This is a genomic window from Mycobacterium paraseoulense, from assembly GCF_010731655.1.
Taxonomy (GTDB): Bacteria; Actinomycetota; Actinomycetes; order Mycobacteriales; family Mycobacteriaceae; genus Mycobacterium; species Mycobacterium paraseoulense.
Window position 1 is genome coordinate 1,223,000 of record NZ_AP022619.1, and the last position, 16,011, is coordinate 1,239,010.

General features: G+C 66.4%; 14 protein-coding genes. 10 read left to right on the plus strand and 4 right to left on the minus strand.

Features of this window, described 5'->3' with window-relative positions:
- Window position 1: 1 nt before the first annotated feature.
- Both G6N51_RS05355 and G6N51_RS05360 read right to left on the minus strand, forming a co-directional pair.
- Complete coding sequence (locus G6N51_RS05355) at window positions 2-283, minus strand: phosphoribosyl-ATP diphosphatase (RefSeq protein ID WP_083172710.1); 282 nt, start codon at window positions 281-283, stop codon at window positions 2-4.
- 54 nt (window positions 284-337) lie between these two features.
- Window positions 338-940: a TetR family transcriptional regulator gene (locus G6N51_RS05360; protein ID WP_083172711.1), complete on the minus strand. Its 603-nt coding sequence runs from the start codon at window positions 938-940 to the stop codon at window positions 338-340.
- Between the two features lie 303 nt (window positions 941-1,243).
- On the opposite strand from G6N51_RS05360, the gene G6N51_RS05365 reads away from it, so the two are divergent.
- Genes G6N51_RS05365 through G6N51_RS05410 form a run of 10 tightly spaced genes read left to right on the plus strand, consistent with a single transcriptional unit; the run spans window position 1,244 to window position 11,741 of the window.
- Complete coding sequence (locus tag G6N51_RS05365) at window positions 1,244-2,083, plus strand: MlaE family ABC transporter permease (RefSeq protein WP_083172712.1); 840 nt, start codon at window positions 1,244-1,246, stop codon at window positions 2,081-2,083.
- 1 nt (window position 2,084) lies between these two features.
- Window positions 2,085-2,948 (plus strand): ABC transporter permease, encoded by an 864-nt coding sequence (locus G6N51_RS05370; RefSeq protein WP_083172713.1) that lies wholly within the window; start codon window positions 2,085-2,087, stop codon window positions 2,946-2,948.
- A 24-nt stretch (window positions 2,949-2,972) separates the two neighbouring features.
- A complete protein-coding gene (locus tag G6N51_RS05375) occupies window positions 2,973-4,556 on the plus strand; it encodes an MlaD family protein (protein ID WP_083172714.1) in 1,584 nt (527 codons plus the stop codon).
- Window positions 4,553-5,608: an MlaD family protein gene (locus tag G6N51_RS05380; protein WP_083172715.1), complete on the plus strand. Its 1,056-nt coding sequence runs from the start codon at window positions 4,553-4,555 to the stop codon at window positions 5,606-5,608. The genes G6N51_RS05375 and G6N51_RS05380 overlap by 4 nt, the downstream gene beginning before the upstream one ends.
- Window positions 5,601-6,647: an MCE family protein gene (locus G6N51_RS05385; protein ID WP_083172716.1), complete on the plus strand. Its 1,047-nt coding sequence runs from the start codon at window positions 5,601-5,603 to the stop codon at window positions 6,645-6,647. Before G6N51_RS05380 ends, G6N51_RS05385 begins: the two co-directional genes overlap by 8 nt.
- The gene (locus tag G6N51_RS05390; protein ID WP_083172760.1) at window positions 6,638-7,750 is read left to right on the plus strand and encodes an MCE family protein; all 1,113 of its coding nucleotides are present in this window, start codon (window positions 6,638-6,640) and stop codon (window positions 7,748-7,750) included. The genes G6N51_RS05385 and G6N51_RS05390 overlap by 10 nt, the downstream gene beginning before the upstream one ends.
- Complete coding sequence (locus G6N51_RS05395; RefSeq protein ID WP_083172717.1) at window positions 7,747-8,958, plus strand: MlaD family protein; 1,212 nt, start codon at window positions 7,747-7,749, stop codon at window positions 8,956-8,958. Before G6N51_RS05390 ends, G6N51_RS05395 begins: the two co-directional genes overlap by 4 nt.
- Window positions 8,955-10,214, plus strand: coding sequence for an MlaD family protein (locus tag G6N51_RS05400; protein WP_083172718.1), 1,260 nt, complete (start codon window positions 8,955-8,957; stop codon window positions 10,212-10,214). Before G6N51_RS05395 ends, G6N51_RS05400 begins: the two co-directional genes overlap by 4 nt.
- 32 nt (window positions 10,215-10,246) lie before the next feature.
- Window positions 10,247-10,954 carry a YfgM family protein gene (locus G6N51_RS05405; protein ID WP_083172719.1) on the plus strand — a complete coding sequence of 236 codons (708 nt, stop codon included), beginning with the start codon at window positions 10,247-10,249 and terminating at the stop codon, window positions 10,952-10,954.
- A gap of 19 nt (window positions 10,955-10,973) precedes the next feature.
- Window positions 10,974-11,741, plus strand: coding sequence for a mannan-binding family protein (locus G6N51_RS05410; RefSeq protein ID WP_083172720.1), 768 nt, complete (start codon window positions 10,974-10,976; stop codon window positions 11,739-11,741).
- Between the two features lie 22 nt (window positions 11,742-11,763).
- Here G6N51_RS05410 and G6N51_RS05415 read toward each other — a convergent pair whose 3' ends face one another.
- Both G6N51_RS05415 and metH read right to left on the minus strand, forming a co-directional pair.
- Window positions 11,764-12,045, minus strand: a complete 282-nt coding sequence (locus G6N51_RS05415; RefSeq protein WP_083172721.1) for a hypothetical protein — start codon at window positions 12,043-12,045, stop codon at window positions 11,764-11,766.
- A gap of 40 nt (window positions 12,046-12,085) precedes the next feature.
- Window positions 12,086-15,835: a methionine synthase gene (metH, locus tag G6N51_RS05420; protein WP_083172722.1), complete on the minus strand. Its 3,750-nt coding sequence runs from the start codon at window positions 15,833-15,835 to the stop codon at window positions 12,086-12,088.
- Window positions 15,836-16,011 lie beyond the last annotated feature (176 nt).

The window sequence follows — 16,011 nt, forward strand, 5'->3', positions numbered from 1 at the left end:
GTCACAGCTTCGCGTAGACGTCGTCGAGGGACAGGCCGCGGGCAACCATCAGCACCTGCGTCCAGTACAGCAACTGGCTGATCTCCTCGGCCAGGGCGTCGTCGGATTCGTGCTCGGCGGCCAGCCACACCTCGCCGGCCTCCTCCAGGATCTTCTTGCCCAGCCCGTGGATGCCGCCGTCCAGCGCGGCGACCGTGGCGCTGCCGGCCGGGCGAGTACGGGCGCGCTCGCCCAGTTCGGCGAACAGGTCCTCGAAGGTCTTCACGGCCAGCGATTGTTTCACGCGGCGGCGAGCAAAGTCACGGCGGTTTCACTCCGGCCGGATCCGAACCCACGCTCAGTCGAAACCGGCGAGGGTGATCCGCAGCGCTTTTTCCAGTTGCTCGTGAAAGGGCGGGCTGGTGGCCATATCCGATGCCAGCCACCCGTCGAGAACGAATTGCACTGTCGCCAAACTCGTGTGGACCAACAGCGCGGGCCGGATGTCCACCGCCGCGTCCACGCCCATGCGCTGGGCGACCTGCTCGATCAACTTGCTGTGGTCGGCCTGGCTGACGAGCACGGACTTGCTCAAGAGGTGGGGCGCGGTCGCGACGGCGTTGCGCCACGGGTCGAGGTTGTCAACCCCGCTGACATCTCTGGCGCGCGTGACGAACAGCTGGATCAAGGCTTCCACCGGCGACTCATCCGGCGGCCGCGCGCTGTACGAACCGACGATCTCGGCGGCCGCCTCCCGGACGGGATCGACCAGCAAACCCTCTTTGGTGGGCGCGTACCGGAAATAGGTGCTGATGGAAATCCCGGCGGCCGCGGCGATGTCCTCCGTCGTCACCACCTCGAAGCCGCGTTCGGCGAAAAGCCTGTGCGCGGTCTGCTGGATCTTGGTCAGCAAGGCGGCCCGCCGTCGGTCCCGCAACGAACCGGTGTTTGCTGAGGGCATGCCATCACCTTCGTCATTCCGACGTTCCAACCCGCGGCGCAGTCCAGCGACGAACCGAGATGAGTGACTCTACACTATTGAAAGTCCCTATCAAGTAGGCTAACGTGATGCGGCACACACCAATGAACTGCAGAGTCTAAGGGCTTGTTGACACTATTTTAATAACAATAGCCTTCAATGGCGCTCGAGGTCCTCTGCTCGGCACTCAGGGATTCGGGGTGGGGAGAGGGCCGATGGAAGCGGTAGCTGGTACGCGATGACCGGTGCCACGGGTTTGCTGGCTGCGCGCCGGGCCACGCCGTTATGACGGCGCAGGTCGACGGCGTCGTCGCCATCCGGGACTGGTCGGTGGGGTACGTGCGACGTCACCCGCTCGCGTCGCTGACGACGGTGGGCGAGCAGTTCGTGCTGGGAGTGCGCACCGTTCAATACTTCTTCTTCGACCTGGTGTCCGGCCGATTCCAATGGCAAGAGTTCGTCCGCCAGGGCGCGTTCATGGCCGGCACCGCGGTGTTGCCGACCATTCTGGTGTCGCTGCCCATCAGCGTCACCCTCTCCATCCAGTTCGCGCTGCTCGCCGGCCAGGTCGGGGCCACGTCGCTGGCCGGGGCCGCGAGCGGGCTCGCGGTCATCCGGCAGGGGGCGTCGCTGGTGGCCGCGGTCCTCATGGCATCGGCTGTCGGGTCGGCCATCACCGCCGACCTGGGTTCGCGAACGATGCGCGAGGAAACCGACGCGATGGAGGTGATGGGCGTCTCGGTGATCCGCCGTCTGGTCGTCCCTCGGTTCGCCGCGGCGGTGATGATCGGCGTGGCCCTCACCGGCGTCGTGTGTTTCGCCGGATTCTTCGCGAGCTACATGTTCAACGTGTACTTCCAGAACGGTGCACCCGGCAGCTTCGTGTCGACGTTCGCGTCGTTCGCGACGACCGGCGACATGATCCTGGCGCTGCTCAAGGCGATCGTGTTCGGCGCCATCGTGGCGATCGTGTCGAGCCAGAAGGGCTTGTCCACCAAGGGCGGACCGACGGGAGTCGCCAACTCTGTGAACGCGGCGGTCGTCGAGGCGATCCTGCTGCTGATGATCGTCAACGTCGCCATCAGCCAGCTCTACATCATGTTGTCGCCCAGGACGGGGCTGTGACGTGACGGCCTCCGCCTATCGACCGTTTGCGCCGATCTCGGTCCCGCTCGTCCGGCTCTACCGCAGGGGCACCGTGCCGGTCATCCGGCTCGGCCATTTGCTGGTGTTCTTCGTCCGCGCGCTGGTCGCCGTGCCGCTCGCCTTGCGCCAGTACCGCGGCGAGTTTTTGCGGCTGCTGTCCAACATCACCTGGGGCAACGGCTCGATCGTGGTGGGCGGCGGCACCGCCGGTGTGGCGGTCGTGCTCGGCATGACGGTCGGCGCGCTCGTCGGGATCGAGGGATACAACTTCCTGGACCTGCTGGGGCTCGGGCCCGCCACCGGGTTCGTCTCCTCGTTGGTCAACACCCGCGAGTTGGCTCCCCTGATGGCATCACTCGCCTTTGCGATGCAGGGCGGCTGCCGCTTCACCGCCCAACTCGGATCCATGCGCATCGCCGAGGAGATCGATGCGATGGAATCCATTGCGATCCGCCCGATCCCCTACCTGGTGACCACCCGGCTCATCGCCTCGGTGGTGGCGATCGTCCCGTTGTACGCCGCGTGCCTGGCGATCGGATACCTGAGCACGCAGATAGTGGTGGCAATCGGCAGTGGCGGCTCGACCGGTTCCTACTTGCACTACTTCACGCTGATGCTGGCGGGCCAGGACGTCGTCTACTCGTTGATCAAGGCCGTCGTCTTCGTCTGGATCGCGTCCACGATCCAGTGCTACTACGGGTATTACGCCAGCGGCGGGCCCGAGGGTGTTGGGGTCGCCGCCGGACATGGCATGCGGGCCAGCATCACCGTCGTGATCATCGTGAACATGCTGCTCACCATGGCGCTGTGGGGCGTCGACTCCGGCGCAAGGTTCGGCGGGTAGGCCCCGTGGCGAGGTCGGTGGAACATGCCCAATTCCTTTGAGCTGGACGGACGGGGCCCCTCCGACCGCCAGCTGCTCGGCATCGGCATCGCGGTGGTGCTCGTGAGCACCCTGCTCACCACCGCAATGTTGGTCAAATCCACTGGCCGGCTGAACGATTACGTGCGGGTGATCGCCGATCTGGTCAACGTGGGCGACGGCCTGCCGCAAAAGTCGGACGTCAAGTACCACGGCGTGCTCGTCGGGATGGTCAACGGCGTCCTCCCCGCGGAGCACGGCAAACCGAACTATGTCCACATCGACCTCAAACCGGAGTACGCCAAGTCGATTCCGGCCAGCGTGACCGCGCGCGTGGTGCCCAGCAACGTGTTCGCGGTCTCGTCGGTTCAGCTGGTCGGCAACGGCCCCGGCGCGACGATCCGGGCCGGCGCGCATATCTCAGAAGACCGGCGGCTTCCGACCGTTCTCTTTCAGACGACGGTGAGCAAGTTGCGCGACGTGCTCGCCGCGGCGGGACGCGGCCGCGACGACAGGTCAGTGGGGATCCTGGCCGCGCTGGGTGCCGCCACCGACCACCGCCGCGTCAGCCTGCTCAACGCCGGCGCACAATTGAATCGCCTTCTCGATCAGCTGAATTCGATTGTCAGCACCGACGCCGGCCCGTCCACGGTGTCCGCGCTGCTGGATGCGACGCGTGGGCTCGCACAGACGGCCCCCGACCTTCTCGACGCCTTGCACCAGGCCGTCGAGCCGATGCGGACCTTCGCCGAAACACGCGGACAGTTGGCGTCGCTGCTGTCGGGCGCCGACTACACGGTCGGCACGACGCGTCAGTCGTTCGGCAACCACATCGACCAACTCATCCGCATCACCACCGATTTCACCCCCGTCCTCGGCGTGCTGGCGCAGAAGTCGAACAACTTTGTGCCCGCGGTGACCAAATTGGACAACCTGGCCAACCAGTTCATGGAGCAGGTCTGGAACCCCGAGACCAACCTCGGCAACATGCGCGCGATGCTGACGTTCACCCCCAGTTCCACCTACACCCGCGCCGACTGCCCGCACTACGGCGAACTGAAGGGGCCCAGCTGCTTCACCGCCCCGCTGGTTCCGGTGCGGCCGGATCTGCCCGAAGTGCTGCTGCCGCAGAACTACCAGCCGCCCAAGGATCTGGCGCCGCCCCCCGGGACGGTGATCGGCCCCGACGGAAACCTTGTCGCCGTCGGTCCACCGCTGATCAGCCCGAACCCCAACCTGTCCGACCCGAATCCCCCGCTGCCCGCCGGGGTTACGCCTTCACCACCCGTGCCGGGGAGTGCCAATCCCGACAACCCCTCGCCGGGGGCGCCCGCGACGCCACAACCGCATGAGCCGTGGGTCGCGCCGGTGGCGCCCAAGGCGCCGTGGATTCCGCAGGCCTCGTTCGGCGTCTCTCGCTTCGGGGGGAACGTGGGACCCGTGGGGAGCCAGTACGAACGAAACATGTTGGGCGTCATCACCGGGGCGCCCACGACCGAAGCCACCGAGCTGCTGCTGGGTCCGGTCGCCCGGGGCACCACGGTGTCCCTGACCCGCGCACCGGCGCAGCCATCCGGGGAGGCCAAATGAGGTTCCGCGGCCCGCTGATCGCCTTGACCCTGTTCATGATCGTCTCGCTGACACTGACGTGGCTGGTGTATGTGAGCCTGCGGCGCGACGTGGCCGGCAACACCGCCAAGTATTCGGCGGTCTTCAGCGACGTGTACGGGCTTCGCGAAGGGGACGACGTGCGCATGGCCGGCGTTCGCGTCGGCCGGGTCGAGAAGATCGAGCTGGACGGGACGCTGGCGAAAGTCTCGTTCGTGGTGCAGCAAGAACAGCGGTTGTTCGGGAACACCCTCGCGTCGGTGACCTACCAGAACATCGTGGGCCAGCGTTACCTCGGGTTGTCGTTGGGCAAGGAAGGCAGCCCTCAGCTGCTTCCGCCGGGCAGCACCATCCCCCTGGAACGCACCGAAGCGTCGTTCGACGTCACCACGCTGCTCAACGGCTACGAGCCGTTGTTCAGCCTGCTGAACCCCCACGATGCCGACAACCTCACCAAGGGCATCATCGCCTCGCTGCAGGGCGACACGTCGTCGCTGGCCACACTGGTCGGCCAGACCTCGACGCTCACAGAGACATTCGCGGGACGGGACCAGGCCCTGGGCGCCGTGATCACCAATCTCGACAAGGTGATGGGCAACCTCGCCGAACAGAACGACAATCTCGACGGGGTCATCGCGCAGACCCGCAGCGTCGTCGGCGAGCTCGACGCCCGGCGCCCGGACCTGGTCGCCTCCGTGGGTTCCCTGGCCAGGGTGACCGGCCGGCTGTCCGCCTCGGCCACGGACGTCTATCCGGCACTGCGCGAATTCATCGATCGCCAGCCCGGCGTCACCAAACACATCATGGACGTCGAACCACAGGTCGCGTTCTTCGGCGATAACATCCCACTGCTGCTGAAGGGGCTCACCCGGGTCGGCAACCAGGGCGCCTACGGAAACGCCTACGTCTGCGACGTGAACTTCATGGGGTTCTTCCCCGGCCTCAACGACGTGGTGCCGATCATCGTCAACGCCGCCACGCCCGGTAACAAGGCGTGGCACACACCGAGATGCAGGAGCACGGCCGATGGCTGACCCGTCCGTTTGGCGGCGGATGACGAAGCGTCCGCTGGAGAGCTACAACAAGACGTGGCTCGGGTTCGTCGCCGTCGCGGTGGTGGCGGTGATCATCGCGGTGATGCTGCTCGTGCACGCGCTCGGCGCCGGATACCGCCATTACACCGCGGAGTTCCTCCAGGCGGCCTCGTTGCGGGCCGGCAACCCGATCGTGGTCGCGGGCATCCCCGTGGGCAACGTCACCAGCATGAAACTGGTCGGCGACCATGTGGAGGCGGGGCTGAAGATCCGGGACAACATCGCGCTGGGCAAGGATTCCCGGGCACAGATCAAGGTCACCACCATCCTGGGCTCGCGTTATCTCGCGCTGGAACCCAACGGGCCGGCGCACCTGCCCAACAACACCTTCGATCTCGCCCACACCGAGGTGCCCTACGACCTGCAGGCCGCGTTGCAGGACGCCACCACCACTTTCGAGCAGGTCGACTCCGACCGGTTCGCGCAATCGCTTGCGGTGCTGGGTAAGCAGCTCGAGGGCCTGCCCGCGGTTGTGCCCCAGGCGATTTCGAACATCAACACGCTCTCCTCGATCATCGCGACACGGCGAGACCAACTGGGACAGCTGCTGCGCAGCACCGAACTGGTGACCAACACGCTGCGGCGCCAGCAGGCTGGCATCGGCACCCTGGTCGACCAGGGCCAAGATCTGCTGGGCCAATTCGTGGCGCGGCGTGCGGTTTTCCACGCGATGATGCAATCGCTCTCGAGCCTGGTCGACACCATGAGCCAGGTCGTGGTCAGCGACCGCTCGGGCCTGGACGCGCTGATCAAGGACGTCCGGGACTTCACCAACTTGATGTCTCAACACGACGACCTGCTGCACAGCATGCTGCAAACCAGCCCGATTTTCTTCCGTGAGGCGGCCAACCTCACCGGTGACGGCAACGCGATCAACTTCAACGCCCCCAACGTTCCGCTGATCGACTCGTGGATGTGCGCCATCAGCGGCCGCGCCAAGCAGTTCGGGATGATCCAGTATTTCAAGGACTGCAAGTGAGGGGCCACGTGCTGACGGTGGTGACCGCCGTTGCGGTCATCGCCGCGATGATCGGCGTCGGCTGGTGGTACCTGGGTTCCGACGACGACACGATCACGTTGACCGCCCAATTCGACAGCGCCTCAGGTCTTTACGAGGGTAATGAGGTTGCGGTGTTGGGCATGTCGGTCGGCAAGATCACCAAGATCACCGCGAAGGGCGGCTACGTGGAAGTCGAATTCACCGTCGACCGCCACGTCAAAGTTCCCGCCGCCGCGCAAGCCGTCACCGTGTCGACCTCCATCCTGACCGACCGGCAGATCGAACTCACGCCGCCCTATCACGGCGGACCGACCCTTCAGAACCACGACACCATCGGGTTGCCCCGGACCAAGACGCCAGTCGAATTCAGCAGCGTCCTCAACGTTTTGGACAAGGTGACCAAATCGCTCGAGGGCGACGGCCGCGGCGGCGGACCGATCGCCGATGTGCTGGGCGGGGGCGCCGAGGTGGTCAAGGGCAACGGCGAACGGATCAAAGCGGCGCTGGGCGAGCTGTCCAAGGCGCTCCGGCTGTCCAGCGACGGCGGCGCGGCGACCCGCGAGCAGATCACCACGATCGTGAACAATATCAGCACGCTGTTCGATGCCGTGTCGGCCAACGACGCCAAGTTGCGCGAATTCGCCTCCACCATCCACCAAGTCAGCCAGATCATGGCCGACGAGGACATCGGCAGCGGCAGCACCGGACGCAAGCTCGACCAGCTGATCCAGCGCGCCGGCGACCTGCTCGACGCCAACCGCGACAACATCAAGCAGGGCGTGCTGAACGGCAATGCCACCCTGAAGATGGTGACCGACCAGCGTCGCGACCTGGCCGAACTGCTGGATCTGGCTCCGCTGGTGGCCGACAACGCCTACAACATGATCGACCGCGCGAACGGCAGCGTCCGCGCCCGTTTCCTCACCGACCGGTTGCTCTTCGACAGCCAGTACACCAAAGAGATCTGCAACCTGATGGGCCTGCGGCAACTGGGCTGCAGCACCGGGACCATCCAGGATTTCGGTCCCGATTTCGGCTTGACCTATGTGCTGGACGGATTGGCCGCCATGGGGCAGAAATGACGACCCCGGGCACGCGGGGAATGGTGGCGGTCGCGGTGGCGGCGGTGGCGATGGTGACCGCGGGATGCGCCACGAACGGCCTTGCCAGCCTGCCCCTTCCGGCCCCGGGACTGGGTTCGGGAGGCTATTCGCTGAACGCGGTGTTCTCCAACGCGCTCAACCTGCCGATGAACGCCAAGGTGAAGCTGGCCGGTGCCGACGTCGGACAGCTCGAATCGATGGTCGCCCGTAACTACACGGCGGTCACCAGGCTGCGCATCAGGGACGGTGTACAACTGCCCCGCGGCAGCACCGCCGAATTGCGGACCGCGACACCACTGGGCGACGTGTTCGTCGCTCTGAAGCCGCCGGCCGCGGGGGAACCGGACGGGCCGCTGTTGAAGGACGGCGACACCATCGGCCTGGAGTCGACGGCGGCGGCCGCGACCGTGGAGTCGGTGCTCAGCTCGGCGGCGATTCTGGTGAACGGTGGCGCGGTGCGCAACTTCACCAACATCATCAACGGTTTCGGCAAGGCGACCGGTGACCAGGGCCAGGCGTTCGGCGACATGATCCGCAAGTCAAACCAGTTGCTCGGGACCCTGGATTCGCGGTCCGATCAGATCTCGACCGCGTTGACCCAATTGTCGCGGCTGGCCGATCAACTCGACGGCGAGAATCAGACTATCAGCGACCTGATGGCGGCTGCCGGTCCCGCCACTTCGGCCCTGGCCGACAACACCACGCAGATTTCGGATCTGGCCGTGCAGGTGGGCGACACCTCCCGCTTGCTGGCCAGGTTCCCGTCGATCGGCGGGACCGACACCAGCGGCCGCAGCATCATCCGCGACCTGAACACCGTCGCCGGGGCTGCCAACGACGTTGCGGTGAGCCCGGATACCAGCTGGCTGGCGCTGAACCGGTTGATCCCCGCGTTGGTCAAATCGACGGCGGGCAACTCGATTTCGGTGCGCGTGAGCGTGGACAAGATCATGCTCGGCTCGCTCCCCGATATCGGATTCCCCGGTGACATCGGGCTGCACGGACCGCACCACTACAACGTGAACCTGCTCGTCGGGACCCTCAAGTACACCCTGTGGCGGCTGCAGGAACGCGTCGTCGGGCGGGGGCCCGACTCGCCGCAGGTTCCCGTCGTACCGGACCCCAATATCCCGGGCCAGATCGATGTCGCGCCGGGCCCCCCGCCGGCGCCAGGACCGCGACCATGATCCGCGCCGTCAACGACTTCGCCAACCTCACCGTCCGGGCGGTGCGGGCCGGTCACCGGCGGCAGGTCTGGCTGTCGGTGGCCGGATTGGTGCTCATCCTGGTCGTCGCGACCGCCTACCTGATGATCGGCGCGCTGCGGGTGAAGCCCTTCGCCTCGTCCTACCGGGTCACCGTGCAACTGGCGGAATCCGGTGGCCTGCTGCCCAACCAGGATGTCGCACTGCGGGGGGTGCGCGTCGGCCGGGTCGAGTCGCTGCAGATCACCGACACCGGGGTGAACGCGATCGCCAGCATCACGTCGAGGGTGCGGATCCCGGCGAACAGCGTCGTGCACGTGTCGGCCCTCTCGCCGGCCGGCGAGCAGTACATCAACTTCGAGGCCGCATCCGACGCGGGGCCGTATCTGCACAACGGCAGCGTCATCACCTCCGACCACGCGGACGTCCCCGTCAGCCTGGCACAGTTGCTCGGTGACGCCGACGGGCTACTGGCCCAGGTCGACCCCCACAAGATCGAGTCGATCAAAAAGGAGTTGAGCCTGAGCAAGGAGGGCCCGGCGAAGCTGACCGCCATCGTGGACGGCGGCACGTTCCTGCTTTCCACGCTTGATTCGGTGCTGCCGCAGACCACCAGCATCCTCAAGACCAGTCGCGTCGTACTCACCCTGGCGAGCGACAAGAACGCCGGCCTGGGCGCCGCCGCAACGGAACTCAACGGGACCCTGGCCGGCGTGGCCAGGATGCAGGCCGGCTACCGCCGTTTGACGGCGCAGACGCCGCGCACCCTGTCGGCCGTCGACAACCTGTTCGCCGACAATTCCGACACGATGGTGCAACTGTTGGGCAGCATGGCCACCATGTCGCAGCTGCTCTACCTGCGGGTCCCGGCGCTCAACGCGCTGTTTCCCGACTACCGCGGGTCGGTGTTGGACGCCGTGACGAGCGCCTTTCACGACGGCGGCGTCTGGGCCACGGCCGACCTTTACCCCCGCTACGTGTGCGACTACGGGACGCCGTCGCACCCCTCTTCGGCCGCGGACTACTACGAGCCGTTCTTGTACACCTACTGCCGCGACGACGACCCCGCGGTCTCGATCCGCGGCGCCAAGAACGCGCCGCGGCCGGGCGGCGACGACACCGCCGGCCCGCCGCCCGGGGCGAACCTGGGCCAACGCACGGACCCGACCCCGCGGGGTCGGTACACCATTCCCACCCCCTACGGCGGCCCGCCTCTACCGATCGAACCGCCGCACTAGAGCCGTAAACCAGCCGAGCCGATCGTTAGGAGCTGATCGTGATCGTGACCACCGTGAAGAACCCGAAAGTTAAGGCGCGCGCCGAAGCGCTACCGGATGCCGAAACACCGCAAGCCGCAGCCGAAGACGCCGTTGACTCACGCACCGACGAGCCCGGCGACGTGGCCACCGGCGACGCCGACGCAGCGGCCGGCGGGGACGATGAGGACGAGGGCGGGGGCGCGCTGCTCAAACGCAAACGTCCCGAGCGCCGCAAGCGGCCCTGGCGGCACTACCTTCGTCGCAGCGCGCTGCCCGCCTTACTCGTTGCCTCACTTGCCGTTTCGGGGTTTCTCGGCTGGCGGCAGTGGCAAGATCATCAGGTGAAACTGGCCGGCGAACAGGCCCAACAGGCGGCCATCGGCTACGCACAGGTGCTGACGAGCATCGATTCGAACAAGGTCGACGAGAACTTCAGGCAGGTCCTCGATGGCGCGACGGGCGAGTTCAAAGACATGTATACCCAGTCCAGCGTCAAGCTCCGGCAGCTGCTGATCGACAACAAGGCGACCGCGCACGGCGTGGTGGTGGACTCGGCGATCCAGTCGCAATCCACCAACAAGGTTGTCGTGCTCGTCTTCATCGACCAGACCGTCACCAACACCGCCGCACCCGACCCACGCATCGATCGCAGCCGGATCAAGATGACCATGGAAAAGGTCGACGGTCGCTGGCGGGCAAGCAAAGTCCAACTCCTCTGAGCTCGGGCGGACCCATCTCATGCTCAAGACATTGTTCGCGGCGGCCGTATTGGTCGCGGCCGCAACGATTCCCAGCACCGCCCCGGCGCACGCATCCGCCCCCTCGTTCTGCGGCGAGCTGGGCGGCGACTGGGACGGCCAGTACTGCCACACCTCGGTGACGTCGGAACGCAACGCCGTACGCGACATCAAGGTCGCCGTACCCGATGACCTGGTCGACAATCCGACCGCGGGGCCGGTGATTCGCGACTACCTGCGCACCCTGGTCAACAACTGGAAGACGGCCAACGGCAGCATGGCCGCCGACAGCTATGGCGAGGAGAACTTCGAGGTCTTCCGGCACGGCAACCTGCTGAGCGCGGTCTTCCACGAGGACTACCACGCCGACGGGCCGAAGCCCAACAACGCCTACCGGACCTTCACGTTCGACATGGTCGGCGGCCGGCGGGTGCAGCTCGCCGACTTGACGACGTCGAATCCGCTGACCGCCCTTCCCCCACTGGCGCAGCCGTTCATCGAAACCGCGCTCAACCAAGCGCCGCCGCCACACGACCCGGGAACCTATCCCTTCACCGTCGACCGCTGGACGCCCGACAAGGTCTACTCGGGGGCGTACAAGGCGTGGGCGGTGACGCCCGACGAGCTGATCCTGTACATGCCCGACTATCCGGTGGCCCACGACGAGCCGCTCAATTTCACGCCCGGCGTCATGCAGTGGTTCATGGACGGGGGCACCGTGCAGGCGCACATCCCGCTGTCGGCGTTGAGTTCGGTGCTGCGCGTCTAGCGCATGCGCCTCTCGGGTTGTCTCAGTTGGCCTTTCGGCGCCGGAGGTCGATCGATATCACGTCGGCAACGTGCTCGCTGCGCATCGCCTGAGCGTCGTCGCCGGTGGATGCGCGGCTGCCGCGGGCCGAGAAACGGACGCTTGTCACCAGATCGCCGTAGTCCCAGGCTAGATCGCTGACTTCGCGTTTCGTGCGGTCGAGCGCGGTACACAGCGCTCCGACGGTGCGCCGGACGTGCAGGACCGTGACATTGACGGCTTCCACGGCGGTGTCGGCAATCCGGTTCAACTCCCGCTCCAGCATCAACGTCCCTCCCCCGGTGCGAACTCAATCATGGTAGGGCTCAGTCCTCGGGGTTGTAGCCGAGGTTCGGCGCGAGCCAGCGCTCGGCTTCGGCCAGCGTCCAGCCCTTGCGCTTCGCGTAGTCGGCGACCTGGTCCTGGGCCATCCGGCCGACCACGAAGTACTGCGACTGCGGGTGCGAGAAATACCAGCCGCTGACCGCGGCGCCGGGCCACATCGCCATCGACTCGGTCAACTCGATGCCGGTCCGTTCCTTGACGTCCATCAACTTCCAGAGCGTCACCTTCTCGGTGTGCTCCGGGCACGCCGGGTATCCGGGGGCGGGGCGGACTCCCACGTACTTCTCGTCGATGAGCGCCTCGTTGTCCAACTGCTCGTCGGGCTGGAATCCCCAGAACTCCTTGCGGACCCGCTCATGCAGACGTTCGGCGAACGCCTCCGCCAGCCGGTCGGCGAGCGACTCCAGCAGGATGGCGTTGTAGTCGTCGTGGTCCGCCTTGAATTCGGCGATCTTCTCCTGGCTGCCGAGCCCCGCGGTGACGGCGAATGCGCCGACGTAGTCGGCCAGACCGGTGTCCTTGGGCGCGATGTAGTCGCCCAGCGACCGGTTCGGGACGCCGTCCCGGTGCTCGCCCTGCTGACGCAGGTTGTGCAGCGTGGTCAGCACCTCGGTACGCGTGTCGTCGGTGTAGACCTCGATGTCGTCACCGACTGCGTTGGCCGGGAAGAACCCGATCACCCCGTTGGCGGTCAGCCACTTCTCCTTGATCAGGGTGTCGAGCATCTCCTGGGCGTCGTCGTACAGCTTGCGGGCCGCCTCCCCCGAGGCCGGATTGTTGAGGATGTCGGGGAATCTGCCCTTCATCTCCCACGCGTTGAAGAACGGCTGCCAGTCGATGTACTCGCGCAGCTCGGCGAGGTCGTAGTCCTGAAATTCCCGTACTCCCGCACCGATAGCCGGCACCGGCGGCGTGTAGCCGTCCCACTCGATCGGCGTCCGGTTGGCGCGGGCCTTCTCCAGCGTCAGCATCGGTCGCTCGTTCTTCTGGGCGTGCCGTTCCCGCAGGGATGCGTAGTCGGCCTCGGTGGCCTCCAGCAGGGCCGGCCGCTGCTTGTCGTCGAGGAGCGCGGCGGCGACCGGCACCGAGCGGGACGCGTCCTTGACCCAGACCACCGGACCGCTGCGACGCGGCGCCACCTTCACGGCGGTGTGGGCGCGCGAGGTGGTCGCGCCACCGATCAGCAGCGGGATCTCCATACCCTCGCGTTCCATCTCGGCGGCGAAGTTGACCATCTCATCCAGGGACGGGGTGATCAGGCCGGACAGCCCGATGATGTCGGCGTCGTGCTCCCTCGCCGCGGCCAGGATCTTCTCGGCAGGCACCATCACACCGAGATCGATCACTTCGAAGTTGTTGCACTGCAGGACAACCCCGACGATGTTCTTGCCGATGTCGTGGACGTCGCCCTTGACGGTCGCCATGATGATCGTGCCGTTGGTGTCCTTGCCAGCTGCGGCGCCGGACTCTTCCTTCTCCGCCTCGATGTACGGCAGCAGGTACGCGACGGCCTTCTTCATCACCCGGGCCGACTTCACGACCTGGGGCAAAAACATCTTGCCCGAGCCGAACAGGTCACCGACGACGTTCATGCCGTCCATCAGCGGGCCCTCGATCACCTCGATCGGGCGGCCACCCGCTTCGGCGATCTCGGCCCGCAACTCCTCGGTGTCGGCATCGACGTGGGCGTCGAAGCCCTTGACCAGGGCGTGCGTGATCCGCTCGCGGACCGGCAAGGATCGCCACTCCGCCGCCGCCGGGTCTTCGGATTTCTCCGAGCGGTTGAACCGTTCGGCGATCTCCAGGAGCCGCTCGGCCGCGTCCGCGCGGCGGTTCAGGACGACGTCCTCGATGCGGTCCCGCAGCTCGGGGTCGATCGAGTCGTAGGGCACCAGCGCGCCGGCGTTGACGATGCCCATGTCCAGGCCGGCCTTGATGGCGTGGTACAGGAACACCGCATGGATCGCCTCGCGGACGGGGTTGTTACCCCGGAACGAGAACGACACGTTCGAGATACCGCCGGAGATGTGCACCCCGGGAAGGTTCTCCTTGATCCAGGCGCAGGCCTCGATGAAGTCGATCCCGTACGTCGCGTGCTCTTCGATACCGGTCGCCAGCGCGAAGCAGTTCGGGTCGAAGATGATGTCCTCGGCCGGGAAGCCGACCTGTTCGGTCAGGATCCGGTAGGCGCGCCCGCAGATCTGTTTGCGGCGCTCCAGGTTGTCGGCCTGCCCTTGTTCGTCGAAGGCCATCACGACGACGGCGGCGCCATACTTGCGGCACAGCCGCGCCTCGCGGACGAACTTCTCCTCGCCCTCCTTCATGGAGATCGAGTTGACGATCGGCTTGCCCTGGACGTTCTTCAGGCCCGCCTCGATGACCTCCCACTTGGAGGAGTCGATCATCACCGGGACGCGGCTGATGTCGGGCTCGGCCGCGACCAGCTTGGTGAACCGGTCCATCGCGGCGACGCCGTCGATCATGCCCTCGTCCATGTTGATGTCGATGACCTGCGCGCCGACCTCGACCTGCTGCAGGGCGACCGACAGCGCGGAGTCGTAGTCCTCGGCCTTGATCAGGTTGCGGAACCGGGCGGAGCCGGTGATGTTGGTGCGCTCACCGATGTTCACGAACAGTGAGTCGTCGGTGATATTGAGCGGCTCGAGGCCGGCGAGCCGGGTCGCCACCGGCATCTCCGGCACCTTGCGCGGCGGCTTGCCCTCGACGACCTTGGCGATCTCGGTGATGTGCGGCGGCGCCGTCCCGCAGCACCCACCGACGAGGTTGACCAGGCCGGCCTCGGCGAAGTCGGCGATGTAGCTCGCCTGACGCTCGGGGGACTCGTCGTACTCGCCGAAGGCGTTGGGCAGTCCGGCGTTCGGGTAGCAGGAGACGAAGGTGTCCGCGATCCGCGACATCTCGGCGATGTAGGGCCTCATCTCCGGCGCGCCCAGCGCGCAGTTGAGGCCGACCGCGATCGGCTTCGCGTGCCTGATCGAGTTCCAGAACGCTTCGGTGACCTGACCGGACAACGTCCGCCCGGAGGCATCGGTGATGGTGCCCGAGATGATCACCGGCCAGCGGCGTCCGCGCTCCTCGAACAGCGTCTCGAGTGCGAACACCGCCGCCTTGGCGTTCAGCGAGTCGAAGATCGTCTCAACGATGAGGAGGTCGACACCGCCGTCGACCAGGCCGTTGGCGGCTTCGAGGTAGGCGGCGACCAGCTGGTCGTAGGAGACGTTGCGGGCCCCGGGGTCGTTGACGTCGGGCGAGATCGACGCGGTCCGCGTCGTCGGCCCGATTGCGCCGGCGACGTAACGCGGCTTCTCCGGTGTGCTGTACTCGTCGGCGGCCGCCCGCGCCAGGGCGGCGCCGGCGTAGTTCAGCTCGTAGGCCAGGTCCGCCATGTCGTAGTCGGAGAGCGAGATCGCGTTCGCGTTGAACGTGTTGGTCTCCAGGATGTCGGCGCCCGCGTCGAGATACTCGCGGTGGATCCCCTCGATGATCTGCGGCTGAGTCAGGTTGAGCAGGTCGTTGTTGCCCTGCAGAGCGGTCGGCCACTCAGTGAACCGATCGCCGCGGTAGCCGGCCTCGTCCGGCCGGTCGCGCTGGATCGCCGTACCCATCGCGCCGTCGATCACCATGATCCGCCGGCGCAGAGCCGCCTTGAGCTCGTCGGTGCAGTCTGGGCGGATGTTCGGCACGAAGGTCTCTGAAATAGAGGAGTTCACGCACGTTCCTTCCGTTACGGAAGGCGTCCTTGACTCTGCCGAGCGTGGCGGATACCGGCGGGGACCCGGGTCCCCCCAATAACCGTTGCAACGCCTCTCGACGGTGAAAAGTCTACGTCGTCACCCGACGTCTGGACGCCCAGCTCGACCCGACCCGCTTGGCGCTCGCGCTGCCC

Excerpts from the sequence above, each read along its gene's own strand:
- G6N51_RS05360 (WP_083172711.1), bottom strand. The coding sequence starts at position 940 with ATGCCCTCAGCAAACACCGGTTCGTTGCGGGACCGACGGCGGGCCGCC.
- G6N51_RS05365 (WP_083172712.1), top strand. The coding sequence starts at position 1,244 with ATGACGGCGCAGGTCGACGGCGTCGTCGCCATCCGGGACTGGTCGGTG.
- G6N51_RS05375 (WP_083172714.1), top strand. The coding sequence starts at position 2,973 with ATGCCCAATTCCTTTGAGCTGGACGGACGGGGCCCCTCCGACCGCCAG.
- G6N51_RS05380 (WP_083172715.1), top strand. The coding sequence starts at position 4,553 with ATGAGGTTCCGCGGCCCGCTGATCGCCTTGACCCTGTTCATGATCGTC.
- G6N51_RS05385 (WP_083172716.1), top strand. The coding sequence starts at position 5,601 with ATGGCTGACCCGTCCGTTTGGCGGCGGATGACGAAGCGTCCGCTGGAG.
- G6N51_RS05395 (WP_083172717.1), top strand. The coding sequence starts at position 7,747 with ATGACGACCCCGGGCACGCGGGGAATGGTGGCGGTCGCGGTGGCGGCG.
- G6N51_RS05400 (WP_083172718.1), top strand. The coding sequence starts at position 8,955 with ATGATCCGCGCCGTCAACGACTTCGCCAACCTCACCGTCCGGGCGGTG.
- G6N51_RS05410 (WP_083172720.1), top strand. The coding sequence starts at position 10,974 with ATGCTCAAGACATTGTTCGCGGCGGCCGTATTGGTCGCGGCCGCAACG.
- G6N51_RS05415 (WP_083172721.1), bottom strand. The coding sequence starts at position 12,045 with ATGCTGGAGCGGGAGTTGAACCGGATTGCCGACACCGCCGTGGAAGCC.